At 69.9% G+C, this 23,099-nt stretch carries 21 protein-coding genes and 2 tRNA genes; 9 read left to right on the top strand and 14 right to left on the bottom strand.

All coding sequences use genetic code 11. From position 1 onward, the window contains the following. Together ACK4K7_RS09000 and ACK4K7_RS08995 are read right to left on the bottom strand one after the other, a co-directional pair. Positions 1-438, bottom strand: a complete 438-nt coding sequence (locus tag ACK4K7_RS09000) for a DUF4112 domain-containing protein (protein ID WP_431865331.1) — start codon at positions 436-438, stop codon at positions 1-3. Then, entirely contained in the window at positions 435-1,895 is a 1,461-nt protein-coding gene (locus tag ACK4K7_RS08995; protein WP_431865330.1) for an ABC transporter substrate-binding protein, read from the bottom strand. The genes ACK4K7_RS09000 and ACK4K7_RS08995 overlap by 4 nt, the downstream gene beginning before the upstream one ends. A 139-nt stretch (positions 1,896-2,034) precedes the next feature. Here ACK4K7_RS08995 and ACK4K7_RS08990 point away from each other — a divergent pair, with 139 nt between their 5' ends. Continuing rightward, positions 2,035-2,358: a PilZ domain-containing protein gene (locus tag ACK4K7_RS08990; protein WP_431865329.1), complete on the top strand. Its 324-nt coding sequence runs from the start codon at positions 2,035-2,037 to the stop codon at positions 2,356-2,358. 6 nt (positions 2,359-2,364) lie between these two features. Here the strand turns inward: ACK4K7_RS08990 and ACK4K7_RS08985 are convergent, their stop codons facing one another. Continuing rightward, on the bottom strand, positions 2,365-3,474 hold the full coding sequence (locus ACK4K7_RS08985; RefSeq protein WP_431865328.1) for an endonuclease/exonuclease/phosphatase family protein: 1,110 nt from the start codon (positions 3,472-3,474) through the stop codon (positions 2,365-2,367). A 106-nt stretch (positions 3,475-3,580) separates the two neighbouring features. Here ACK4K7_RS08985 and ACK4K7_RS08980 point away from each other — a divergent pair, with 106 nt between their 5' ends. Further along, positions 3,581-4,174 carry a hypothetical protein gene (locus ACK4K7_RS08980; RefSeq protein WP_431865326.1) on the top strand — a complete coding sequence of 198 codons (594 nt, stop codon included), beginning with the start codon at positions 3,581-3,583 and terminating at the stop codon, positions 4,172-4,174. Position 4,175: 1 nt separating this feature from the next. Here the strand turns inward: ACK4K7_RS08980 and ACK4K7_RS08975 are convergent, their stop codons facing one another. The 5 genes from ACK4K7_RS08975 to ACK4K7_RS08955 all read right to left on the bottom strand — a co-directional run bounded on the left by ACK4K7_RS08975 (position 4,176) and on the right by ACK4K7_RS08955 (position 7,518). Next, the gene (locus ACK4K7_RS08975) at positions 4,176-4,502 is read right to left on the bottom strand and encodes a hypothetical protein (protein ID WP_431865325.1); all 327 of its coding nucleotides are present in this window, start codon (positions 4,500-4,502) and stop codon (positions 4,176-4,178) included. Between the two features lie 31 nt (positions 4,503-4,533). After that, positions 4,534-4,620: transfer RNA gene (locus ACK4K7_RS08970), tRNA-Leu, on the bottom strand. Between the two features lie 75 nt (positions 4,621-4,695). Continuing rightward, entirely contained in the window at positions 4,696-4,974 is a 279-nt protein-coding gene (locus tag ACK4K7_RS08965) for an integration host factor subunit beta (RefSeq protein WP_431865323.1), read from the bottom strand. A gap of 249 nt (positions 4,975-5,223) precedes the next feature. Further along, on the bottom strand, positions 5,224-6,927 hold the full coding sequence (gene rpsA / locus ACK4K7_RS08960; RefSeq protein WP_431865321.1) for a 30S ribosomal protein S1: 1,704 nt from the start codon (positions 6,925-6,927) through the stop codon (positions 5,224-5,226). A gap of 342 nt (positions 6,928-7,269) precedes the next feature. Next, positions 7,270-7,518: a hypothetical protein gene (locus tag ACK4K7_RS08955; RefSeq protein ID WP_431865320.1), complete on the bottom strand. Its 249-nt coding sequence runs from the start codon at positions 7,516-7,518 to the stop codon at positions 7,270-7,272. 82 nt (positions 7,519-7,600) lie between these two features. On the opposite strand from ACK4K7_RS08955, the gene ACK4K7_RS08950 reads away from it, so the two are divergent. Then, complete coding sequence (locus tag ACK4K7_RS08950) at positions 7,601-8,629, top strand: AI-2E family transporter (protein WP_431865318.1); 1,029 nt, start codon at positions 7,601-7,603, stop codon at positions 8,627-8,629. On the opposite strand, the gene ACK4K7_RS08945 is transcribed toward ACK4K7_RS08950, so the two are convergent. The 5 genes from ACK4K7_RS08945 to ACK4K7_RS08925 all read right to left on the bottom strand — a co-directional run bounded on the left by ACK4K7_RS08945 (position 8,626) and on the right by ACK4K7_RS08925 (position 16,517). Next, the gene (locus ACK4K7_RS08945) at positions 8,626-10,941 is read right to left on the bottom strand and encodes a transketolase (RefSeq protein WP_431865316.1); all 2,316 of its coding nucleotides are present in this window, start codon (positions 10,939-10,941) and stop codon (positions 8,626-8,628) included. The genes ACK4K7_RS08950 and ACK4K7_RS08945 overlap by 4 nt on opposite strands. Positions 10,942-10,996: 55 nt before the next feature. Then, complete coding sequence (locus ACK4K7_RS08940) at positions 10,997-12,607, bottom strand: alkaline phosphatase D family protein (RefSeq protein WP_431865314.1); 1,611 nt, start codon at positions 12,605-12,607, stop codon at positions 10,997-10,999. A gap of 233 nt (positions 12,608-12,840) precedes the next feature. Beyond that, positions 12,841-14,220 carry a dihydrolipoamide acetyltransferase family protein gene (locus ACK4K7_RS08935; RefSeq protein ID WP_431865311.1) on the bottom strand — a complete coding sequence of 460 codons (1,380 nt, stop codon included), beginning with the start codon at positions 14,218-14,220 and terminating at the stop codon, positions 12,841-12,843. Positions 14,221-14,226: 6 nt separating this feature from the next. Next, positions 14,227-15,231, bottom strand: coding sequence for an alpha-ketoacid dehydrogenase subunit beta (locus ACK4K7_RS08930; protein WP_431865526.1), 1,005 nt, complete (start codon positions 15,229-15,231; stop codon positions 14,227-14,229). A gap of 5 nt (positions 15,232-15,236) precedes the next feature. After that, positions 15,237-16,517 (bottom strand): 3-methyl-2-oxobutanoate dehydrogenase (2-methylpropanoyl-transferring) subunit alpha, encoded by a 1,281-nt coding sequence (locus ACK4K7_RS08925; RefSeq protein WP_431865310.1) that lies wholly within the window; start codon positions 16,515-16,517, stop codon positions 15,237-15,239. Positions 16,518-16,732: 215 nt separating this feature from the next. Here ACK4K7_RS08925 and ACK4K7_RS08920 point away from each other — a divergent pair, with 215 nt between their 5' ends. Then, entirely contained in the window at positions 16,733-17,236 is a 504-nt protein-coding gene (locus tag ACK4K7_RS08920; RefSeq protein ID WP_431865308.1) for a SixA phosphatase family protein, read from the top strand. Here ACK4K7_RS08920 and ACK4K7_RS08915 read toward each other — a convergent pair. Continuing rightward, positions 17,233-17,889, bottom strand: a complete 657-nt coding sequence (locus ACK4K7_RS08915; protein ID WP_431865307.1) for a uracil-DNA glycosylase — start codon at positions 17,887-17,889, stop codon at positions 17,233-17,235. The two genes, ACK4K7_RS08920 and ACK4K7_RS08915, sit on opposite strands and share 4 nt — an antisense overlap. 23 nt (positions 17,890-17,912) lie before the next feature. Between ACK4K7_RS08915 and folK the strand changes: the two genes are divergently transcribed. The 5 genes from folK (at position 17,913) to ACK4K7_RS08890 (ending at position 23,078) form a co-directional block, all read left to right on the top strand. Continuing rightward, on the top strand, positions 17,913-18,416 hold the full coding sequence (folK, locus tag ACK4K7_RS08910) for a 2-amino-4-hydroxy-6-hydroxymethyldihydropteridine diphosphokinase (RefSeq protein ID WP_431865306.1): 504 nt from the start codon (positions 17,913-17,915) through the stop codon (positions 18,414-18,416). Between the two features lie 17 nt (positions 18,417-18,433). After that, positions 18,434-18,509 (top strand) — tRNA-Lys (locus ACK4K7_RS08905). 141 nt (positions 18,510-18,650) lie between these two features. Further along, positions 18,651-20,051, top strand: coding sequence for a TolC family protein (locus ACK4K7_RS08900; RefSeq protein WP_431865305.1), 1,401 nt, complete (start codon positions 18,651-18,653; stop codon positions 20,049-20,051). Further along, complete coding sequence (locus tag ACK4K7_RS08895; RefSeq protein WP_431865303.1) at positions 20,048-21,772, top strand: type I secretion system permease/ATPase; 1,725 nt, start codon at positions 20,048-20,050, stop codon at positions 21,770-21,772. The genes ACK4K7_RS08900 and ACK4K7_RS08895 overlap by 4 nt, the downstream gene beginning before the upstream one ends. Before the next feature lies 1 nt (position 21,773). Then, positions 21,774-23,078, top strand: a complete 1,305-nt coding sequence (locus ACK4K7_RS08890; RefSeq protein ID WP_431865301.1) for an HlyD family type I secretion periplasmic adaptor subunit — start codon at positions 21,774-21,776, stop codon at positions 23,076-23,078. Positions 23,079-23,099: the final 21 nt, after the last annotated feature.

Here is a 23,099-nt window from a genome sequence, read left to right as displayed (position 1 = left end):
TCAGACGCGGCGCGCCACCACCTCGCCCTCGATCAGGCGCGTCTCGGGATGATGCTTGTCGAGCCATTTCAGGATGATGCGCAGGTTCCGCCGGTTGGACCGGAACAGGATGTCGAACGCGTCGCCGACCAGCGGCACGGCGCCGAGCACCGTGTCGACCGCGACATTGCCGCCCATGCGCACCAGCTGGAACTTCGACATGCCGAGATTGCGCGCCTCCCAGATCAGCCAGCTGCCCATCGCCGCGCCGATCAGGTCGCCGATCACCGGCACCAGGCCGACGATCGCGTCGAGGCCGATCCGGCGATTGGTGCCCGGAATGACGAACATGCCTTCCAGCAGCCTCTCCATCGCCACCAGGCGCGCGCGCACCGAGGCGGGATCGCGCCCGACCGGGAGCTGGGCGGCGAAGGCGTCGATCCGGCCCGGGTCGGTCATTGCGCCTCCTGCACCAGCTCGATGGCGCCATGCCGGGCGAACGGATTGGCGCGGAAGCCCGTGATGCGCGCCGACGCGAGCGACCAGCGCACCGGCGCCGCGATCGCGATGTAGAGGACTTCGTCGGCCATCAGCCGGTCGGCCTCGGCGAACAAAGCCCGTCGCTCCTGCGGATCGCGCATCGCCCGCGCCTCGTCGAGGCGCGCGTCGGCTTCGGGCAGGCAGAGGAACGGCCGGTCGCAGGTGAAATTGCGCAGATACCAGCTCGCCAGCGCCACCGGAGCGACGGCGTCGAGGAAGACGATATCCGCCGTGGCGCCGGGCGCCACCCGCTCCGCCTCCACGCCGATCGCGCGCCAGTCGCGGCGCAGATAAGCGAAGATCATCCGGTAGCCCGGCCCCTCCGGCATCGCCACGCGCACCGGCAGCGGCGCCTCGCCCGCCTCGGCCGCGACGGCGCGGGCGGCGAGTTCCCGGCGCATCGCCATCGGCTGGGCGGCCCATTCCAGCTCCGCCGGCTGCGGGAAATCCTCCGCGCCGGGCGGCAGCAGAGTCAGCCGGGGCTGCAGCCCGCGCACGCCGAGCGACGTCACCAGCGCGTCGCGGTCGATCGCCATGGCGAGGGCGCGTCGCACCTCCACCGACGCCGCGGGGCCCGGGGCGCGGGTGAAGGCGAGGCCGAACAGGCCAGCCGCCGGATCGAATTGCAAGGCGGCCGCCGGGAGATTGGCGGCGCGCACGAGCGGCAGGTCGCCCGCCGTCCCCCCGGTCACGAGGTCGGCTCCCCCCGCGGCGAAACGCGCGATCGCCCGCCCCGCCCGCTCGCCGCGCAGCACGATGCCGGGCTCGCCCGCCTCCGGATCCTCCTCCTCCTCGCCGATCGGCACCGGGGTGAGGCTCACCGCGCCATCCTCCAGCCGCTCCACCCGATAGGGTCCCGTCCCGACGCCGCCGCGCACGATCGCAAGCTCGGGCTGGGCGAGCAGTTGCAGGAAGTGGGGGCGCGGGCCGACCAGGCTGATCTCCAGAACTTCGTCGGTCATCGCCACGATCTCGTCGATCATGCCGAGCATCGGCTTCAGCGGGTTGCGGCTCGCCGGGCTCATCGCGGCGCGCAGCCGCTGCACAACCTGCTCCGCCGTCACCCGCTCCCCGTTCGCCCAGCGGGTGCGGTGGATGCGGAAGGTGTAGCGCAGCCCGTCGTCGGACACGATCCAGCTGCGGGCGAGGCCCGGCTCGATCTCGCCGGCGGCGTCGAAGCGCACCAGCCCCTGCGCCGCTGCGTCGATCAGGAAGGCGCGGGGCGGATCAAGCGGCTCGAGATTGGGATTGACCATCTCCGCGGCGCCGCCGATCGCGCTCACCGTCAGCGGCCCGCTCGCCGGCTCCCGGCAACCGGGAAGCACCGCCAGTGCGGCGGCCGCCGCCATTCCCGCCAATGTCGCTCGAATCCGCATCGCGGCCATCGATAGACCAGCGGCGCGCCGCGGCGAAGGGGCTTGCCGTTCGCCGCAAAGCCGCGCCGGACGCAGCTCCTTGTTTACCACATTTTAACCAGTGCTGGATTAGGTGCTTAGGATGGACCGGAAAAGCCCCATGAGCGAGCAGGGAAAACCGCATTTCACCAACCGCAGGTCCCAGCGGGTGCGTGTCGACGGCACGGCGACGATGCGCGCGCAGAACTGGTACAATGTGGAAGTGAAGGTGTGCGACGTTTCCGCCTGCGGCTTCATGGCGGAATGCGTGGAGCCGGTCCGGATCGGCAGCTACGTGTCGCTCGACGTGCCCGGCATCGGTCCCGTCCACGCCCAGGTGCGCTGGCAGATCGGGCGGCGGATGGGCGGGATGTTCCTCGATCCGATCAGCCTGCAGCGCTGCGAATGGACCGCCACCCAGGCGGAGCCGCCGGTCGCGGCCTGACCCGGTTCAAAGTCCTTCGGGACGGCAACGGGACGGCGGCGGCGCCGCGTCGGCGCTCCAGCTCAAGCGATAGGTGACGAGCAGGCCGTCATGATCGGCCAGCGGCGCGCCGCGCCAGGGCTCGTCGAACATCGCCTCGATCCGGATCGGGCGGATCCGCACCCTCTCGCCCTGGTCGAAGCCCTGCAGGTCCTGCGTGTCCATCCAGGGTTCGTCGCCGTCCCACGACATCTTGATCTGGCAGTCCCGCGCGACGACCAGGCACCAATGGTGGACGATCGGCCAGGGTTTGCGGTCGAAGAAGTGCACCATCCGGTCCGGCGCTTCGGCCATGTTGAAATCGCCGCCGAAGATCAGCGGATTGGCGGGATCGCGATAGCGGTCGATGAACTCGGCGCCGCGATCGGTCTGCAGGCGATGGGCGGCAAGGCTCCGCTCCTCCGGCACGCCGGTCGAGCGCCGGGAATTGAGGTGCGTATTGAAGATGTCCACCGGCGCCGGCACGCCCGGCAGCCAGACGCGCACCATCATCACGCCCTTGTTGGCCAGGCAGTCGTAGCCGGCGCATTCACGGCGGTGGAACGGCTCCGTCCAGTGGGCGAGGATCGGAAAATCGCTGGCGGCGGCGAGGCCGCTGGACAGGAAGGTGCCGAACCGCTCGCCCCTGCGGAAACTGCGCCGGCCGGGAAGGCGCGGCGCCTCCTCCGCCATCTCCGCTCGGGAAAGGCGCTCGCTCCGCGTGGGCCCGCGCACATAATTGGGATAGCCGGCCTCGACCGGGATGCGCGCCGCGCGGCGGGTGAAGGCTTCCTGGAGAAGGACGACCTGCGGCGCGCGCCCTTCGGCGCGCAGCTGGGCGAGCTGGCGCGCGATCTCGTCCAGCCGGTAGCCTCGGTTCGAACGGGCCGGCCAGGGAAGCCCCTCGACATTGTAGATGAGGACGCTGAGCGTCGTCATATGCTCGCCGGTCGCGGGATCGACGACGATGTCGGGCATGGCGTCCGACGCCACGCAGCGCTCCGCGCGGGGCCCGGGCATTCCCGCGCAGCCGGCAAGCAGCAGCGCGGCGCCCAACGCCGCCATTCCTCGTCCGATCCTGCCCCTGCCCGTCTTCATCGCGGCTCCGCCATATCGCATTTTTCCTGTGCAACCATCGTCTTCCCGGCGGGTTCAGTTCGGCAAGGCAAATGAAGGTCGCGGGGCGGGATGATGGAGACCCGCTATGTTCGCATTGATGCTCGCTCTGACGCTGGCTCAGACGAGTCCGGCCGCTCCCGCGGAAGCCGCGCAGGCTCCCGTTCCCACGCAGGCTCAGGCCGCCCAGGGCTGGAATGTCGCCGCCACGCCGCAGGTCTGCGCGGTGCATACCGCCTTCCGCAGCGGCACAGTACTGTCGGTGTTCGCTCTGCAGGGGCAGGAAGGGATCGCGTTCCTGATCCAGAACCCCTCCTGGCAGACGCTCGAGGACGGCGCGGTCTACAGGCTCAACATCCGCTTCGACGAAGGCGAGGCCTGGCCGGTGGAAGCGATCGCCCGGCTCGAAATCGACGAGGACGGCCCCGGCCTTCTGTTCGCCGTCAAGCCGGACGATCTGCGCAGCGGGCGCAGCTTCCTCGACCGCTTCGCCTCGGCCCGCGGCATGCGCATCTCGAACGGCGAGACGCGCGTCGATACGCTGGCGCTGACCGGCAACCACGGCGCGACCGTCGCGCTGGCGCAGTGCCTCAGCCAGCTGTGGGACGGCGGCGCGGGCCTCCACGAAGCGTCCGAGCGTCCGTTCGCGGACGTGAGCGACGCGCCGGGCGTGCGCATTTAAGCTAGAACGAGCTTCTGCGATCCACACGGTTCGGCCCGCTGCCGCCGCGGCGGGCGAGCAGGAACAGGGTCGTCGGCCAGAACAGGGTGTTGACGAGATCGAGCAGCGACCAGTCGAGCCGCCAGCCGCTGTCGGTCAGGAAATCGACGATCTCGTTCGCCACCGCGAAGACCGCGACCGCCGCCAGCGGCCAGGGCGAGCGCATGCGCCGCTTCAACAGCAAAGCGGCCACGACGAAGATGGCCAGCCCGAAATGAACGTGGAGGAGGTCCTCGCCCGCGCCGGTGAAGTCGATCAGGAATTGCTTGGCGTCGCGGTAGAGTTGCAAGCTGTGGTCCGTTCCCCGCTGCAGGTGCGGCTGGTGCGGACGGCGGGACTCGAACCCGCACGCCCCGAGGGGCAGAAGATTTTAAGTCTCCGGCGTCTACCTGTTCCGCCACGTCCGCATGGCCGCCGCCATGCCACGAACCGCGGCGCTCCGCAAAGGCGCGCCGCACCGCCGGGGCGGAGCGTGACCGTCGTCAGACGTTCAGCCGCTCGCGCATTTCCTTGCCGGGCTTGAAATAGGGGACGCGCTTGGCGGACACGTCCACCGCCTCGCCGGTGCGCGGATTGCGGCCCTTGCGCGCCTCGCGCTCGCGAGTCGAAAAGGCGCCGAAGCCGCGCAGTTCGACGCGGCCGCCCTGCTGCAGCTGGCCGGTGATGGAATCGAAGAAGGCGGCCACCACGCGCTCGATCTCCTTCACGGTCAGATCGGGATGGTCTTCGCAAAGCTTCTGGACAAGTTCGGAACGGATCATGGCGGGCTCCCCCCCAAATCTTCAGAAACGACCGGTTTTTGCCGGTTCGTGGAAAAGCCGCGTCACCCCCTTGCGGCCGTCTATCCTGGATCAATCGCACCGAATCGGTGCGAACGCAATATGAGGGAGCGGGAATTTTGCTGCGCTTGTAACGCCCTAGGCCGCCGCCGCGGCGGTTTGTAACGGCAACGGGCGCGCCTTTCCGGAGAAAGACGCGCCCGCGCGATCAGGATATGAGCGGAAGGAGCCTCAGCTCTGCTTCTGCTTCAGCGCCTCGCCGAGGATGTCGCCGAGCGACGCGCCCGAGTCGGACGAGCCGTACTGCTGCACGGCCTGCTTCTCTTCGGCGATCTGCAGCGCCTTGATCGAGAAGTTCGGCTTCTTCGAGCGATCGAAGCCGATCACCATCGCGTCGAACTTCTGGCCGGCCTGGAAGCGCTCCGGACGCTGCTCGTCGCGGTCGCGGCCGAGATCGGTGCGCTTGATGAAGCCGGTCGCGCCGTCTTCGCCCACCTGCACCTCGAGGCCGCCGTCGCGGACTTCGAGAACGGTGACGGTGACGACCTCGTTCTTCTTGACGCCGCCCGACGCGCTGCCGCCGACCGCGACGCCGCCGCGCTCGAGCTGCTTCATGCCGAGGCTGATGCGCTCCTTCTCGACGTCGACGTCGAGCACCACCGCGCGGACGGTCTCGCCCTTGTGGTGGAGGTTGAGCGCCTCTTCGCCCGACACGCCCCAGGCGATGTCGGACATGTGGACCATGCCGTCCACATCGCCTTCCAGGCCGACGAACAGGCCGAATTCGGTGGCGTTCTTGACCTCGCCCTCGACTTCGGTGCCGACCGGGTGCTTCTCGGCGAAGGCCGCCCACGGATTTTCCTGCGCCTGCTTCAGGCCCAGGCTGATGCGGCGCTTGTCCTCATCGACCTCGAGGATGGCGACGTCCACTTCCTGCGAGGTGGAGACGATCTTGCCCGGATGGACGTTCTTCTTGGTCCAGCTCATTTCGGACACGTGGACCAGGCCCTCGATGCCCGCCTCGAGCTCGACGAAGGCGCCATATTCGGTGATGTTGGTCACCCGGCCGCGGAACACGCCGCCGACCGGATATTTGGCCGACGCGCCTTCCCACGGATCGCTTTCCAGCTGCTTCATGCCGAGGCTGATGCGCTGGGTCTCGCGGTTGATGCGGATGATCTGGACGCGCACCGTGTCGCCGATGTTGATGACTTCGGACGGGTGGCCGACGCGCTTGTAGCTGATGTCGGTGACGTGGAGCAGGCCGTCGATGCCGCCCAGATCCACGAAGGCGCCATAATCGGTGATGTTCTTGACGACGCCGTCGACCACCTGGCCCTCGGTGAGGCTCTGGATGAGACCCGAACGCTGCTCGGCGCGGGTTTCCTCGAGGATCGCGCGGCGGGACACGACGATATTGCCGCGGCGGCGGTCCATCTTCAGAATCTGGAAGGGCTGCGGGATGTCCATCAGCGGACCGACGTCGCGGACCGGACGGATGTCGACCTGGCTGCCCGGAAGGAAGGCCACGGCGCCGCCGAGATCGACGGTGAAGCCGCCCTTCACGCGGCCGAAGATCACGCCCTCGACGCGCTCGCCGGCCTCATGCTGCTTTTCCAGCTTGTCCCAGGCGGCTTCGCGGCGCGCGCGGTCGCGCGACAGCATCGCTTCGCCCTGGTGGTTCTCGACGCGATCGACATAGACTTCGACTTCGTCGCCGATCTTGAGGTCGGCCTTCTGGCCCGGCGCGGCGAATTCGCGCAGCGCGACGCGGCCTTCGGACTTCAGGCCGACGTCGATCACCGCCATGTCGTTCTCGATGCCGGTGACCTTGCCCTTGACGACGCGGCCCTCGAAGCCTTCGTCTTCGCCGCCCAGGGTCTCGTTCAGGAGTTTCGCGAAATCGTCGCGCGTGGGAAATGCCGTGGTGGCCATAGAAAAGTTCGTCCTTCGTATCTGTTTTGCCGGCCGCCGGTTGTCTCCGACGGTCTTGTGACCCGACCCCCGCGGCGGCCCCATGCCGGTCGCGGGCGTCCTGGCGGGCGGAGATCTGCCGTGAAAGCATGGCGGCCGATGGCCGTTTCGACATATGACAATAGCGCGCCGGGGCCCGGCTACCGCCGCCCCGCACGCGCGCATCATGTCCTTGCTTCCACGGGCGAACCGCCCGGCGGACTCGCGCGCCTATAAGGGAAGGCGGCTATCGACCGCAAGGACTAGTTGCCCGGAGGCATGGCGCCTCCGAGCCTTCGGACGAGACCGCGTCTCGCCCGGGGCTCAGCGCCGCCGCTTGCCGCCGGGCTGGTAATCCTCGCCGGGGACCGCGCCGCCGGGGCCGGCATCATGCTCGCGCTTCCAGTCGCGATACTTCTTCGCGCCGTAGAGGCCCATCGCCACCATGCCGAACGGCGTGAAGGCGCGGCGCACCAGCCACGGCGCGGCGGCGCCGATCACCATGCCCTTGAGGCCGCTGTTGCGCCCCGCGATCCTCCGCCCGACGGCCGCGCCGATCATCTTGGTCAACATGCCCTGATCTCCGAATGAAATGTCTTGCCGTTACAGCGCCGGACCGAGCATCTTGGTTCCGGGCCGCGGGAGATCAAGGGCTATGGGCCACAGGCAATTCATCGAGCGGCTGGTGATCGCGATCGGCGTGCTCGGCTTCGCGGCTTTGCTCTGGCACCTGCGCGGCCTCGTCATCCTGGTCTTCGGCGCGGTGCTGGTCGCCGTGATCCTCAGCATCGTCGCCGAGCCGGTGCGGGAGCGGCTGCGGCTGCCGTCCGGGCTCGCGTTGCTCGTCGCGATCCTGATCGTGCTCGGCGGCTTCCTCGGCGCCTTCTGGATGTTCGGCGCCCAGGTGGCGGCGCAGGCGAGCCAGCTCGGCGAGATGGTGCCCGCCGCCTGGGAAGCCGCGCTCGCCATGTTCGACCGCTGGGGCATCGGCGACATGGTGCGCCGCGGGGTGGACGAAATCGCGGTCGGCAGCGGCATGATCAGCAATCTGGGGGGCATCGCGCTATCGGTCGGCGCGGGGATCACCGACGCGGTGCTGATCATCGTCGGCGGGATCTATCTCGCCGCCCAGCCGGCGCTCTATCGCGAAGGTCTGATCAAGCTGTTCCCGCCGCGGGCCCGCCCGCTCGCCGGCGAGGCGATCGGCGACAGCGGGCGCGCGCTCCGGCTGTGGCTGATCGGCCAGCTGGTGTCGATGACGCTGGTGGGACTGCTCACCGGACTCGGCCTGTGGCTGCTCGGCGTGCCGTCCGCGCTCGCGCTCGGCATCATCGCAGGCATCCTCGAATTCGTGCCCTATGTGGGGCCGATCGCGGCCTCCTTCCCGGCGATCCTGGTCGCGCTGGCGGTCAGCCCCGAACTCGCGCTGTGGACCGCGCTGCTCTACCTCCTCGTCCAGCAGGCGGAGGGCAACCTCATCCAGCCGCTGGTCCAGCAGCGGGCGGTGGACCTTCCGCCCGCCCTCCTTCTGTTCGCCCTGGTGGCGAGCGGCGCGCTGTTCGGCATCGTGGGCGTGCTGGTCGCGGCGCCGCTCACCGTCGTGCTCTACGTGCTGGTGAAGCGGCTCTACGTGCGCGAGGCGCTGCACACGCCGACCACCCTCCCCGGCGAGGAGACCGGCTAGAGGAACAGCTCCGCCGCCGCCTCGACGATCGCGTCGGCGTCGAGGCGATATTCGCGGTAGAGGTCCGGCAGGTTGCCGGTCTGGCCGAAGCGATCGACGCCGAGCGGGCTCACCCGCTGGCCGCGAACGCCGCCGAGCCACGACAAGGCCGCCGGCGAACCGTCGAGGATGGTGACGAGGCCGGCCTGCGGCGCCAGCCGGCCGAGCAGCCGCTCGACATGGCTTTCCGCCGCTTCGCCGCCCCGCCAGCGCGCCGCCCGCGCCGCGCTCCAGCCGCGATGGAGCAGGTCGGGCGAGGTGACGGCGAGGAGGCCGAGGCCGGGCACGTCGTCCTTCAACGCGTCCCAGGCGGCGAGCGCCTCGGGCGCGATCGCGCCGCAATAGACGAGCGCCGCCTCGGCGCCCTCGCCCGGCGCCTTCAGCCAGTAGCCGCCGGCGAGCGCGCCGTCCTTCCACGCCTCTCCCTCGCGTTCCGGCTGCCGGACGGTGCGGGTGGTGAGGCGCAGATAGACGCTTTCCCCGTCCGGCGCCTGCATCAACCGAAAGCTTTCCTCCATCATCAGCGCGAGCTCGTCGGCGAAGGCGGGTTCGTAGTGGCGCAGCCCGGGCTGGCCGAGCGCGATCAGCGGCGGGTTGATCGACTGGTGCGCGCCGCCCTCCGGCCCCAGCGTCAGCCCCGAGGGCGTCGCGACCAGCATGAAGCGCGCGTCCTGGTAGCAGGCATAGTTGAGCGCATCGAGGCCGCGGGCGATGAACGGATCGTAGACGGTGCCGATCGGCAGCAGCCGCTCGCCGAACAGGTCGCCGGCAAGGCCGAGCGCCGCCAGCATCAGGAACAGATTGTTCTCGGCGATGCCGAGCTCGATATGCTGGCCCGCCGCCGTCGCGCCCCATTTCTGCGCGGAGGGGATCTTCGCCTTCGCGAACACGTCCGCCAGCTCCTGCCGGCGGAACAGGCCGCGCTGGTTCACCCAGGCGCCGAGATTGGTGGAGACGGTGACGTCGGGAGAGGTGGTCACGATCCGGTCGGCGAGCGGGCCGCCCGCCTTGGCGAGATCGAGCAGGATGCGGCCGAACGCCGCCTGGGTGGACTGCTCCTCCCCGGCCGGCGGCGCGATCGCGGGCACCTCGGCCTGTCGCCAGGGGCGCTCCCGCTTCTCCCGGGCGATGCGGCTCTTTTCGACCAAGGCGCGGACGCCTTCCGCGCTGTTGCCGCCGAGCCCGGCGAACGGCTCCCACTCCTCGCCCTCGGCGATCCCCATCCGCTCGCGCAGCGCGGCGATCTGGCCCGGGTTCATGAGGCCGGCATGATTGTCCTTGTGGCCGGCGAACGGCAGCCCCTGGCCCTTCACCGTATAAGCGATGAACAGGGTCGGCACGTCGTCCCGCGCGGCGTCGAACGCCTCCACCAGGCTTTCCATGTCGTGGCCGGCGAGGTTGGTCATCAGCGCGTGGAGGGCATCGTCGTCGCGGGCGGCGAGGACCGGCGCGGCATCCGGCGCCTCCTTCTCCAGCCGCTCCCGCCAGGCGGCCCCGCCCAGATAGGTGAGCGCCGCATAATCGGCGTTCGACACCTGCTCGAGCCAGTCGCGGAGCGCCGCGCCGCCTTCCTCCGCGAACGCCGCCTCCAGCCGCTTGCCGTATTTCAGCGTCACCACCCGCCAGCCGCAGCTCGCGAAGATCTCGTCGAAGCGGCGGAACATGCGCTCCGCCGTGGTCGCGTCCAGCGACTGCCGGTTATAGTCGACGATCCACCAGCAATTGCGGATGTCGTGCTTGTAGGCCTCGATCAGGCATTCGTAGATATTGCCTTCGTCGAGCTCCGCATCGCCCATCAGCGCGACGAACCGGCCGGCCGCGCCCGCGTCCATCATCCCATGGGCGACCAGATAGTCCTGGACGAGGCTCGCAAATGCGGTGACCGCGACGCCAAGGCCCACGGAGCCGGTCGAGAAATCCACCGGGATCCGGTCCTTGGTCCGGCTGGGATAGCTTTGCATCCCCTTGAAGCCGCGGAAATTCTCCAGCTGCTCGCGGCTCTGGGTGCCGAGCAGATAGTGGATCGCGTGGAGCACCGGGCCGGCATGGGGCTTCACCGCCACCTTGTCGTTCGGCCCCAGCGCATGGAAGTAGAGCGCCGCCATGATCGCCGTCATCGAGGCGCAGCTCGCCTGGTGCCCGCCGACCTTCAGGCCGTCGGCGCTCTCGCGCAGATGATTGGCATTGTGGATCGTCCAGGCGGACAGCCAGCGCAGCCGGTCGTCGAGCAGGCGAAGGGCATCGAGGTCCGGCGCTTCGGTTTTCTTCAGCATGGCGCCGCCCTTAGCGCCAATCCACCCGAATCTGCACCGGCTTTTTCTGCCCGGCTCAGGCGATGCGGTTGGCGCCGCGCGCCACCTCGGCGCGGTGACTGCCGGACAAGGCCGTGCGCCGTTGCCGCACGGTCTCGAGGAAGTGCCACTCGTTCACCGCCCGCTCCGGCGTCAGCGTCAGCGACATATAGCCGCGCCGCGACGTGTCGGCCCAGGCGAGCTGCGGATTGTGGGCGACGAGCGCGGCCGCGACCTCGGCCGGGTCGCGCGCCGCATAGGCTTCGAGGCCGGGCGAGGTGACCGACTGCACGCCGAAGTCGACGCCGGCGGGCGTGCCGCCGAGATCGAGGTTGAACGCCCAGCCGTTGTGGCTGTCGCCGGACAGGGTGACGAGGCTGGCGTCGGCGTCCAGCGCCGAGCGAAGCAGCCGCTCGCGCGCGGCCGGATAGCCGTCCCAGGCGTCGAAGTTGAACGGCAGGCCGGCGGCGGCGGCGGCGAAGACGATTGCGGCCTGCTGCCGGATTTCGGCCGGCGCATGGGCGGGAGTCCAGTCGCGCATGCGCGGGGAGAAAGCGAGCGACCCGACCACCACCTGCTGGGCGAGCACATGCCAGCGCGCCGGCGCGCGGAAGCCTTCCGCGAGCCGCCGCTCCTGCTCCGGGCCGAGGATGGTGCGGGCCGGATCGCGCCACGCGCCGTCGCGGAAGGCGGCGAGCGCCGCCGCCGGATCGCCGCCGCCGCGCAGGATCTCGCCGAGCTGCGGCGGCCGGTCGCGCGCGGTGAGGCGCGTCTCCGGCCGGTGGAGGACGGCGAGATCGCCGATGCGGTAGCTGCGGAACATGTCGTCCGATACGGGCATCCATTCGCGCCACGCCCGCACCGCCGCCGCCTTGCGCGCGTCCCACGGCCCTTCCGTCTCCGGCTGGTGGTTCTCGGCGCCGCCCTTCCAGGCGTCGTTCGCGCTTTCATGATCGTCCCACATTATCACGAAGGGGAAGAGCTGGTGGAGGCGCTGGAGATCGGGATCGGAGCGATAGGCGGCGTAGCGCAGCCGATAGTCGGCGAGCGCCACCGTCTCATGGTCCGGGAGGATGTCGCGGCCGGCCACCGCCTGCCCGGCGCCCGGATAGGTGCCGACCGGATATTCGTAGATATAGTCCCCGAGATGGACCATCAGGTCGAGGTCGCTTCGCCCCGCCGCATGGGCGTAGGCGTTGAAATGGCCGAACGGCAGGTTCGAGCAGGAGAAGACGCCGAGGCCGAAGCGCGCCACCGGCCCGTCCGGCAAGGTCCGGGTGCGCCCGACCGGAGAGGGGCGCCCGGCCGCGTCGAGGAAGCGGTAATAATACCAGCCGCCCGGCGCGAGGCCGCCCGCCAACGCCTTCGCGCACCAGTCCCGCTCGCCCGCCGCGACGGTTTCGCCCTCCGCGGTCAGGCGGCCGAAATCGGGATCGGCCGAGACCTGCCAGACCAGCCGCGCCGCATCGCCGGCATCCGGCACGTAGCGGGTCCACAGCATCGCCTCGCGCGCGCCGGGCTCGCCGCTGGCGACGGCATGGGTGAAGCCCCGCGCCGACAGCAGCTGCGCCGCGCCCGGGACGGCGAGGGCGCCGATCCCCAATGTGGCCGCCTTCAGCAGCAGCCGCCGGTCGATTGCGAACGTCATGTCCCCCTCCCCTGCCCCGGGATCATGACGCGTCGATGACGCGAGGGGAAGGGGGGGCGACGCCTCCGCGCTTCAGACGCAAGCCTCCCCCAACCGTTCGGCCTGAGCTTGTCGAAGGCCGCCCCTTTCTTCCAGCACCGGGAAAGGAGAAGAAGCGGCCTTCGACAGGCTCAGGCCGAACGGTTGAGGGTTGGCGAAGGCCGGAAGGGCGGCCGTGGCGAGCCCCGCCCCCCTCAGCGCATGCTGAGGAGCTTCAGCGGGTTCTCGAGCACCTTCTTCAGATCCTGGATGAAGCTCGCCGCGTCCCAGCCGTCCACCACGCGGTGGTCGCAGGACAAAGACAGGTTCATCATCTTGCGGATCTCGAGCTCGCCGCCGACCACGACCGGCATCTCCTTCACCTTGTTGACCGCGATGATCGCGACCTCGGGGCGGTTGATGACCGGGGTCGAGACCACGCCGCCCATCGGCCCCAGCGAGGAGATGGTGATGGTGGATCCGCTCAATTCCTCGCGCGTCGCCTTGCCGGCGCGGGTCGCCTCGGCAAGGCGCAGGATCTCGGCGGCGAGGCCCCACATGTCGCGGCTCTCAGCGTTGCGGATCACCGCCACCGACAGGCCGTTCGGCGTCTGCGTCGCCATGCCCATGTGAACGGCGCCGGAGCGGTGCACCACATTGGCGTCGTCGTCGTAGCGGGCGTTCAGCATCGGATAGTCGGGCAGCACCCGGCACATGCCGGCGATCAGGAACGGAAGCATGGTGAGCTTCGGATTGCTGCCGCGGTCCGCGTTCATCATCGCCCGCGTCTGTTCGAGCGCGGTCACGTCCACTTCGTCGACATAGGTGAAATGGGGGATGCGGCGCTTCGCCTCCTGCATGTTCTCCGCGATCTTGCGGCGCAGGCCCACCACCTTCACATCCTCGTCGCGGCCGCGGCGGGCGGACCCGTGCGCGCTGGCGCCGCCGCCATGATAGAGGAGATAGGCGTCGAGATCGGCGTGGCGGATGCGGTCGCCGGCGGTGCGGACCTCGGCCAGATCGATGCCGAGGTCGCGCGCGCGCTGGCGAACGGCGGGCGAGGCGAGCACCTTGCCGGCGCTTTCCTTCGGCGCCTCGGCGGGCGCCGCGGCCTGCGCCTCAGCGGCGCGGTCGGCGCGCCACTCGCCCTGGCGGCGGTCCTCCTGTCCGCGATCGTCGGCGCGGCGCTCGTCGGGGCCGGTGCGGCGATCGGGCGTGGTGCGGCGCTCCGCCGGCTCCACGTCCGCGCTCGGTACCGCGGCCTCAAGACCCTCGGTCATCTCCGGCATGCCGTCCGCCATCGGGACTTCCGATCCCGTCTCGGCCTCGGCTTCGGCCGCGGCGGCGCTGTCGGCGTCGGTCTCGAACACGACCAGCACCGATCCGATCGGAATCTGGTCGCCGACTTCGCCGGCGATCTCGACCACCGTGCCGGACACCGGCGATTCCATTTCGACGGTGGCCTTGTCGGTCATCATGTCGGCGATCTGCTGGTCTTCCTCGACCCGGTCGCCCACCTTGACGTGCCAGGCGACGATCTCGGCCTCGGCGATGCCTTCGCCGATGTCGGGCAGCTTGAATTCGTAGCGCGCCATGGCCGGTCAGTCCTCCAATGCTTTCTTGAACGCGGTGCCGAGACGGATCGGACCCGGGAAATAAGCCCATTCCAGCGAGTGCGGATAGGGCGTGTCCCAGCCGGTCGCCCGCTGCACCGGCGCCTCCAGATGATAGAAGCAGCGCTCCTGGACGAGCGCGGCCAGTTCGGCGCCGAAGCCGGCGGTGCGGGTCGCCTCGTGGACGACGACGCAGCGGCCGGTCTTCTTCACCGACTCCTCGATCGTGTCGATGTCGACCGGAACGATGGTGCGCAGGTCGATCACTTCGGCGTCGATCCCCTGCGCCTCGGCGCAGGCGATGGCGACATGGACCATCGTGCCATAAGCGAGGATGGTGAGCTGCTCGCCCGGCCGCGCGATCGCCGCCTTGCCGATCGGCACGGTGTAATAGCCGTCCGGCACCTCGGCCGCCGGATGCTTCGCCCAGGGCGTCACCGGCCGGTCGAAGAAGCCGTCGAACGGGCCGTTGTAGATGCGCTTGGGCTCGAAGAAGAGGACCGGGTCGTTGTCCTCGATCGCCGCGATCAGCAGGCCCTTGGCGTCATAGGGGTTGGACGGAATGACCGTCTTCAGCCCGGCGACATGGGCGAACAGGGCCTCGGGCGACTGGCTGTGCGTCTGGCCGCCGAAGATGCCGCCGCCATAAGGCGAACGGATGGTGAGCGGCACGCACCACTCGCCGGCGGTGCGGTAGCGGATGCGCGCCGCTTCGGAGACGATCTGGTCGAAGCCCGGATAGATGTAATCGGCGAACTGGATTTCGGCGACCGGCCTCAGGCCGTAGGTCGCCATGCCGACCGCGACGCCCATGATGCCGTTTTCCGAGATGGGCGTGTCGAACACCCGGCTGCGGCCATATTTCTTCTGGAGCCCGGCGGTGACGCGGAACACGCCGCCGAAATAGCCGATATCCTCGCCCAGCACGACGACGCCCGGATCGCGCTCCATCATCAGGTCGTGGGCGCTGTTCAGCGCCTCGATCATGTTCATGACGGTCATTTGCGCTTGGCCTCCAGTTCGGCGACCATCTGCGCCTGCTGCTCCTTCAGATGCCAGGGCATCTCCTCGAACACGTCCTCGAACATGGTGCGCACGTCTTGCGGGAAATCGATGCTGGAGGCGACGAGCACGCCCTGCTTCTCGGCCTCCTTCTGCGCGGCGCGCACGTCGGTGCCGAGCGTGTCGAGCAGCTCCTGATGCTGTTCCTCGCTCCATTCGCCGAGTGCGATCAGGTGGCGCTTCAGCCGCTCGATCGGATCGCCGAGCGGCCATTTCGCGCCGGCGCCCTGCGGCCGGTAGGCGGTGGGGTCGTCGCTCGTCGAATGGCCTTCCACCCGGTAGGTGAACATCTCGATCAAAGTCGGACCCAGATTCTGGCGCGCCCGGTCGGCCGCCCAGCGGGTCGCGGCATAGACGGCGAGCGCGTCATTGCCGTCGACCCGCAGCCCGGCGATGCCGTAGCCGACCGCGCGCGCGGCGAAGGTGGTGAGCTCCGCGCCGGCGATGCCGGAGAAAGTGGAGATCGCCCACTGGTTGTTGACGATGTTGAGGATGACCGGCGCGCGATAGACGCCGGCGAAGGTGACGGCGGCGTGGAAGTCGCCCTCCGCGGTCGACCCGTCCCCGATCCAGGCGGCCGCAATCCGGCTGTCGCCGCGGATCGCCGAGCCCATCGCCCAGCCGACCGCCTGCGGATATTGCGTGCCGAGATTGCCGGAGATGGAGAAGAAGCCCTTCCCCTTGTCCGAATACATGATCGGCAGCTGGCGCCCTTTGAGCTTGTCGCCGCGGTTCGAATAGACCTGGCACATCATCTCGACGAGCGGATAGTCGCGCGCGATCAGCAGGCCCTGCTGGCGGTAGGTGGGGAAGCACATATCCTCCCCGTCCAGCGCATGGGCGGCGGCGACGGCGATCGCCTCCTCGCCGGTCGACTTCATGTAGAAGCTGGTCTTGCCCTGGCGCTGGGCGCGGTACATGCGGTCGTCGTAGACGCGCACCATCATCATGTCGCGCAGCATCCGGCGCAGCTTGTCCGGATCGAGCCGCGGGTCCCACGGGCCGACCGCCGCCCCCTCGTCGTCCAGCACGCGCACCAGCGAATAGACGAGCTCATGCGTCTCGCGCGGGCTCGCCGCCACGTCCGGGCGGCGGAGGCTGCCGGCGGCGGGTATGTCGATATGGCTGAAGTCCGGCTCGTCGCCCGGCCGGGTATCCGGCTCCGGGACATGGAGCGCGAGCGCCGGTCGGTTGCGGCGCTCAATCTGGTCGGTCATTCCTGTACCCTGTCCTCTTCCCGATCCGGCTTCCCCGCCCCCGCGGCCGAATCGAAATGCGTCGAAGGAAGCCGCGCGCGAAGGCGCCGCCCCCAAGGATGCGCCGCCTCTAATCGATTTTTTTCGGACTTGCACCCCTCCCCCGCGCGCCGCCGGCGGCGGCTTGCCGGGACGGCGGAAATCCGGCAGCCAGCGGAAGCAAAGGAGCCCTGCTGATGTTGGTCGCCCACCTGCCGATCCCGCTCCTCGCCGCGATGTGCGCGCTCCTGTCGCTCGGCGGCTGCGCGACGGCGGGGCGGCCGGCTGCCGATGCCGCTCCGGCTTTCTACGTGATGCGCCACCTCCACACGCCGCAGGGCGAGCGCGACCCCGACCTCACGGCCGAAGGCCAGGCGGCGGCGGAGCGCCTCCCCGCCCGCCTCGCCGCGCATCCGCCGCGCGCCATCTACGTCACCCAGTGGAAGCGCACGCAGCAGACCGCCGCCCCGGTCGCCGCCCGTCTGGGCCTGACGCCGATCCGCTACGACGCCGCCGATCTCGACGGGCTGGTCGCGCGGGCGCGGGCGGAGCGGGGCCCGGTGCTGATCGTTGGCCATTCGAACACGGTGCCGGACATAATCGGGCGGCTGGGCGGCGTCCGCCCCGCCGACCTGTCGCATCCCGATTTCGGCGACGTGTGGATCATCCACCCGGACGGCCGCACCGAAACCGCCGACTAGGCGGTGCCGACGTCCAGCGCCCGGGCGAACACCGCCTCGAACATTTCGGCGGTGAGGCGGCCGGTATTCTGATTGTATCGGGAGCAATGATAGCTGTCGATCAACACCCGGCCGTCCGGCAGGCGGTGCTCGGCGAGATGGCCGAACTTGTACTGCGACAGCTTGCCGCCGGCGGTGCGCACCGCCGATCCGTGCGCGATCTGGCCGAGCGCCACCAGCACCCGCACCTTTTCCAGCCCGGCCAGAGACATCATGTAGTAGCTGCGGCAGGTCGCGATCTCGTCCGGCGTCGGCTTGTTCTGCGGCGGAAGGCATTTCACCGAATTGATGATCGCGGCGCCGGTGAGGCGCAGTCCGTCGTCGATCCGCTCCTCATAGTCGCCGGCGGCGAGGCCGAACTTCTTCAACGTGGCGTAGAGCAGGTGGCCGGCATGGTCGCCGGTGAACGGCCGCCCGGTGCGGTTCGCCCCCCACATTCCGGGCGCCAGGCCGACGATGGCGAGCCAGGCGTCGGGATCGCCGAAGCTCGGCACCGGCGCGTTCCACCAGTCCGGATGCTCGGCGCGAAGCTGCTCGCGGAAGGCGACCAGGCGCGGACAGAGCGGGCAATCGCGCGGCGGTTCGGCCGCGGGCACGGGGCTGGCGATGGACATGGGCAGCGTCTAGTGCCGCGGGAATGGGCATGACAAGCTATGCGATCGCGCTCGGCTCCAACCGCCATGGGCGGCACGGCGGACCGGCGGCGACTCTCGTTGCCGCCGCCGAGCGGCTCGCCGAGATCGGGCGCGTCTCGGCCATGTCGCCGGTGCGCGCGACGCCGGCGCTCGGCCCGGCCGGGCGCAGCTTCGCCAATGCCGCCCTCCTGCTCGAAACCGACCTCGATCCGGCGGAGCTGCTCGACGTTCTGAAGTCGATCGAGTACGCCTTCGGGCGCAGGCCGGGGCGGCGCTGGGGTCCCCGGGTCCTCGATCTCGACATCCTGTTCTGGTCGGAAGGGTCCTGGTCGGACGCCGCCTTGGTCGTCCCCCATCCGGAGCTGCGCCGCCGCGCCTTCGTGCTGGAGCCGCTCGCCGCCATCGCGCCCGGCTGGCGCGATCCGGTGTCGGGCGCCAGCGTCCGCCAGCTCCTCCACCGCCTCCGCCGCCCATCCCCGGTTGACCCGCGCCGCGCCCGCTCCTAGGTGGAACCCCCGGTCACGGGCCCTTAGCTCAGTCGGTAGAGCAACTGACTTTTAATCAGTAGGTCGCTGGTTCGAACCCAGCAGGGCTCACCATCTTTTCCATCTTCTTCCGCCACTTACGGCCCGCGCCGCGCTCCGCGGCGCCTTGAAAAATGCTGTGGGCTTAGGCGCTTAGGGCTTCCTTTCTGCTGCAGTCCCTCGTAAAGCCACGGGGTTGGGGCGGGGGTAGAGTCGGTGCAGAAATCGTTCCTGTCGTTGCTGGCGCTCTCGCTCGCTCTGGGAGGCGCGGCGGGCGCGCAGACCGTGCCGGTGCTTCCGGAGCCGACCGGCGATCCGCGCCGGATCGATCCGGCGTCCGATCCCATCCTCCAGCTGCGCCGCGACTCCGCGCCTTTCGGCCAGTTTCGCGACGCCGTGGCCGCCGCCGTGGCGCGCCATCCCGGCGCCGGCGAATTCGCCGCTCTGGCCGACGAAGCGGAGGCGGTGGTGGCGCAGGCGCGCGAGATGCAGCGCCCAGTGGTCGATGCCGCGATCACCTCCTACCGGATCATCGCGCGGGAATTCTCGAACGATCCCGACAATATCCTCGAGCGGTCCCGGCCGGTGCAGCGCACCGACGCCACCTTGTCCGCGCAGCAGACCCTGTTCGATTTCGGAGCCGGCGACGCGCGAGTCGCCGCCGCCGGCGCCCGCCTCCGCGCGGCCGGCGCGGATTACGAACATGCCGCGGACCGGATCGCGCTCGGCGCGGTCGCGGCCTGGTACGACGTGTTCGGCTACCGCGCGCTCGTCGGCCTCACCGAGGCCTTCATCGCCAGCCAGGGCGACCTGCGCGCCTCCGTGGAGGAGCGCATCCGGCAAGGGGTGTCGGCCGAGGGCGACCTCGCCCGGATCGACTCCCACGTCGCCCAGGCGGAGACGCGCCTCGCCCGCTACCGCCGCTTCCTCGCCAATGCCGAGGCGCGCTTCACCGAGCTGACCGGCAGCCCGCCGCCGACGCAGCTGGAGCGCGCGCCGATCCCCGCTTTGCCGGCCGAGAGCCGCGACCATGCCTCTTATGCCGCGATGAACGTGGCCGCCGTCCGCTCGGCACAGGCGATCGCCGATTCCGCGCGGCAGGAAGCGAGGGCCCTGCGCGCCGACACGATGCCGCAGCTGTCCGCCGGCGTGGACGCAGGTCGCTACGGCGTGTTCGAGAACGACCGCGACTATGACATTCGCGGCCGGCTTACGGTTCGCCAGCGCCTGTTCGGCGGCGTCAACGCCCGCGCCGACCAGGCCGACGCCCGCGCCCGCAGCGCCGACGCCCGCGCCACCCGCATCCGCGAGGAAGCCGCCCGCGACGCCGCCATCGCCTGGTCCGACGTGCGGGCGCTGGAGCAGCAGCTGGACGCGATGGAGGCGAGCTATATCGCCGGCCGCCGCTCCCGCGACGTGATCGCCGAGCGGTTCCGCGCCGCCCGCGGCAACCTGTTCGACGTGGTCGCGGCGGAGGAGGCCTACTTCGAGTCCGCCACCTCCTACATCCAGGCGCTGACCGAACTCGACGCCGCGCGCTACATCCTGCTGTCGCGAACGGGGCGGCTGCTCGAGATGCTGGCGATACCGACCGACCGGCTGGGGGAAAGACCGTGAGCGACGACACTCTGATCCGGGCGCCCAAGCCGCGCTTCGCGCCCTGGCTGTTCCGGCCGATGCTGAAGAACAAGGCGACCTATACCAAGGTGGCGGTCGCGGCGGCGCTGATCAACGTGTTCGGCCTCGTCACCGCCCTTTTCACGATGACGGTCTACGACCGGGTGGTGCCGAACAACGCGACCCATTCGCTGATCGCACTGTCGATCGGCCTCGGCATCGTCATCGTCTTCGATTTCATGCTGCGCCTGCTGCGCGCCTATTTCGTCGACCATGCCGGCGCGCAGATCGACCGGGAAGTGGGCGAGCATGTGTTCAGCCGGCTGGTGCAGATCCGGCTCGATCTCAAGCGGGGATCGACCGGCGCCATCGCCGGCATGATGCGCGAGCTCGAAACGCTGCGCGACTTCTTCACCTCGGCGACGCTCACCGCGATGGTGGACGTGCCCTTCATCCTCCTCACCTTGCTGGTGGTCGCGCTGATCGGCGGCTGGGTGGTGCTGGTGCCGGCGCTGATGGTGCCGCTCGTCATCCTGGTCGGCTGGGCCACCCACCCGGCGCTGGAGCGGCTCACCGCCAAGTCGATGGGCGAAGGGCTGCTGAAGCAGTCGGTGCTGGTCGAAACGATCGGCGGACTTGAGACCGTCAAGGCGTCGGGCGCGGGCACGCTGCTGAGCCGCCGCTGGGCGCAGGCGGTCGAGCAGCATGCCGACGTGTCGATGCGCCAGCGGCTCGTCTCCACCATCGGCATCACCGTCGCGACCTCCGCCGGCATGATCGCTTATGCGGGCGTGGTGATCGTCGGCGTCAACATGATCGCCGAGCGGACGCTGACGATGGGCGGGCTCATCGCCTGCTCGATCCTCGCCGGCCGGGCGATCGCGCCGCTCGCGCAGATCTCCCAGCTTCTCTCCCGCATCGCCGCCACCCGCACCGCCTACCGCCAGCTCAACGAGATGATGGAACTGCCGCCGGAGGGACCGGAGGGCGAGGCGCTGCGCATCAACGTCGCCGGGAAGATCGAATTCCGCAATGTCGGCTTCCGCTATCCCGGCACGCCGGAGCGCGCGCTCGATGCGCTGAGCTTCACCGTCGAGCCCGGCGAGCATGTCGCCCTGCTCGGCCGCGTCGGCTCCGGCAAATCCACCGTCGCCCGCATGATCCTCGGCCTTTATCCGCCCGAGGAAGGCGTGGTGATGATCGACGGCACCGACATCCGCCAGATCGATCCCGAGCATCTGCGCCGCCATGTCGGCTCCACGCTGCAGGAAAGCATCCTGCTGACCGGCTCCATCCGCGAGAATATCGCGCTCGCCCGCGGCGAGGTGGACGACGAGGAGCTGCTGCGGGTGTCGCAGATTTCGGGCACGCACCAGTTCCTGGGCCAGATTGCCAACGGCTACGACCTGAAGCTCGCCGATCGCGGCGAGGGGTTGTCGGGCGGCCAGCGCCAGTCGATCGCCATCGCCCGGGCGCTGGCCGGACGGCCGCCGATCCTGGTGATGGACGAGCCGTCGAGCGCGATGGACAGCCAGACCGAGACCGCCCTCATCCAGCGGCTCCAGGAGGAGTTGAACGGCCGCACCCTCATCCTCATCACCCACCGCCCGCCGCTGCTGCAGCTGGTCGACCGGATCATCCTTCTCGACCGCGGCAAACTCGTCGCGGACGGGCCGCGCGACGCGGTGCTGAAGCAGCTCACCCGACCGAAGGCCGCCTGAGATGACCGACACCCATTTCGAAGACCGGCTGACGGAAACGATCAAGCCGCGCCTCGCCTCCAGCATCCTGCTGTGGGCGGTCGCCGCCTTCTTCGTGATCTTCATCATCTGGGCGGCGGTGACGGAGCTCGACCGCACGGTGCGGGCGCAGGGCCGGGTGATCCCGAGCTCGCAGCTCCAGGTCGTCTCCAATCTCGAAGGCGGCATTGTCTCCGAGATCATGGTCCAGCCCGGCCAGGAGGTGGAGCGCGACGCGGAGCTGATCCGGCTCGATCCCACCCAGTCCGGCGCGGATCTCGGCAGCGGCCAGGCCTCGGTCGGCGCGCTCAACGCCAAGATTGCGCGGCTCCAGGCGGAGATCGCCGGGCGCGAGCCGCAATATCCGCCGGCGATCGACGCCTCGACGGCGGAGCAGATCCAGATCGAGCGCTCGCTCCACATCTCGCGCATGGCCGAGCTGTCGGGCTTGCTCGGCGCGGCCCAGGCCCGCATCTCCCAAGCCGAGCGCGCGGTCGCGGAGGCGGAGGCCGCCTATCAGGCGCGCGTTTCCGCCCGCGACGCCCGCGCCGCCGAGGTCAACCTGCTGCGCCCGCTGGTGGAACGCGGCATCGAGCCCCGCTTGTCGCTGATGCAGGCCGAAAGCGCCGCCGCCGTCACCGCCAGCGAAGCCGCCGCGAGCGCGCAGAGCATCGCCCGTGCGCGCGCCAGCGTGGCCGAAGCGCGCGCCAGCCTCAACCAGCTGCGCCAGGACTGGCGCGCCCGCGCCGCCGGCGAACTCGCCGCCGCCCAGGCGGAGCTTGCCGCCCGCCGCTCGAGCCTCCCCGCGCTGGCCGACCGGGTCGAACGCACCGTCGTGCGCGCGCCGATGGCGGGGCGGATCAACCGCGTGCTCGTCACCACGGTCGGCGGCACCGTCCGCCCCGGCGAACCGATCGTCGAAATCGTCCCGTCCGAGGAAAGCCTGCTGGTCGAAGCCCTGGTGACGCCGCAGGACATCGCCTTCGTGCGCATGGGCCAGCCCGCCCGCGTCGGCCTTACCGCCTACGACCAGTCGGTCTACGGCACGATGGACGGGGAAGTGGTGAACATCTCGCCCGACGCGGTGCTGAACGAGCGGACCGGCGAGAGCTTCTACACGGTGCGGGTGCGGACCACGACCCAGCTGCGTAGCCCGGCCGGCAACGCGCTCGCCATGGGACCGGGCATGGTGGCGGACGTGAGCCTGCTGGGCGATCGGCGCACCATCCTGAACTATATCCTGACGCCGATCACCCGCCTCAGCGACACCGCGCTGCGCGAGCGCTGAGCGGCGGCGACGCGTGGGGCG

Origin of the sequence: Allosphingosinicella sp. (assembly GCF_046295735.1) — a bacterium.
Lineage (GTDB): Bacteria > Pseudomonadota > Alphaproteobacteria > Sphingomonadales > Sphingomonadaceae > Allosphingosinicella.
This window is presented reverse-complemented; position numbering and strand designations above follow the sequence as displayed.

What these genes read in the sequence shown, in the direction of transcription:
- ACK4K7_RS08915 (WP_431865307.1), bottom strand. Translation starts at nt 17,889, where the DNA reads ATGTCCATCGCCAGCCCCGTGCCCGCGGCCGAACCGCCGCGCGATTGC.
- ACK4K7_RS08965 (WP_431865323.1), bottom strand. Translation starts at nt 4,974, where the DNA reads ATGATCCGTTCCGAACTTGTCCAGAAGCTTTGCGAAGACCATCCCGAT.
- ACK4K7_RS08945 (WP_431865316.1), bottom strand. Translation starts at nt 10,941, where the DNA reads ATGCTGAAGAAAACCGAAGCGCCGGACCTCGATGCCCTTCGCCTGCTC.
- ACK4K7_RS08955 (WP_431865320.1), bottom strand. Translation starts at nt 7,518, where the DNA reads ATGTTGACCAAGATGATCGGCGCGGCCGTCGGGCGGAGGATCGCGGGG.
- ACK4K7_RS08930 (WP_431865526.1), bottom strand. Translation starts at nt 15,231, where the DNA reads ATGAACATGATCGAGGCGCTGAACAGCGCCCACGACCTGATGATGGAG.
- ACK4K7_RS08940 (WP_431865314.1), bottom strand. Translation starts at nt 12,607, where the DNA reads ATGACGTTCGCAATCGACCGGCGGCTGCTGCTGAAGGCGGCCACATTG.
- ACK4K7_RS08980 (WP_431865326.1), top strand. Translation starts at nt 3,581, where the DNA reads ATGTTCGCATTGATGCTCGCTCTGACGCTGGCTCAGACGAGTCCGGCC.
- ACK4K7_RS08950 (WP_431865318.1), top strand. Translation starts at nt 7,601, where the DNA reads ATGGGCCACAGGCAATTCATCGAGCGGCTGGTGATCGCGATCGGCGTG.
- ACK4K7_RS09000 (WP_431865331.1), bottom strand. Translation starts at nt 438, where the DNA reads ATGACCGACCCGGGCCGGATCGACGCCTTCGCCGCCCAGCTCCCGGTC.
- ACK4K7_RS08995 (WP_431865330.1), bottom strand. Translation starts at nt 1,895, where the DNA reads ATGCGGATTCGAGCGACATTGGCGGGAATGGCGGCGGCCGCCGCACTG.
- ACK4K7_RS08990 (WP_431865329.1), top strand. Translation starts at nt 2,035, where the DNA reads ATGAGCGAGCAGGGAAAACCGCATTTCACCAACCGCAGGTCCCAGCGG.
- ACK4K7_RS08920 (WP_431865308.1), top strand. Translation starts at nt 16,733, where the DNA reads ATGTTGGTCGCCCACCTGCCGATCCCGCTCCTCGCCGCGATGTGCGCG.
- ACK4K7_RS08985 (WP_431865328.1), bottom strand. Translation starts at nt 3,474, where the DNA reads ATGAAGACGGGCAGGGGCAGGATCGGACGAGGAATGGCGGCGTTGGGC.
- ACK4K7_RS08890 (WP_431865301.1), top strand. Translation starts at nt 21,774, where the DNA reads ATGACCGACACCCATTTCGAAGACCGGCTGACGGAAACGATCAAGCCG.
- ACK4K7_RS08935 (WP_431865311.1), bottom strand. Translation starts at nt 14,220, where the DNA reads ATGGCGCGCTACGAATTCAAGCTGCCCGACATCGGCGAAGGCATCGCC.
- rpsA (WP_431865321.1), bottom strand. Translation starts at nt 6,927, where the DNA reads ATGGCCACCACGGCATTTCCCACGCGCGACGATTTCGCGAAACTCCTG.
- ACK4K7_RS08925 (WP_431865310.1), bottom strand. Translation starts at nt 16,517, where the DNA reads ATGACCGACCAGATTGAGCGCCGCAACCGACCGGCGCTCGCGCTCCAT.
- folK (WP_431865306.1), top strand. Translation starts at nt 17,913, where the DNA reads ATGGGCATGACAAGCTATGCGATCGCGCTCGGCTCCAACCGCCATGGG.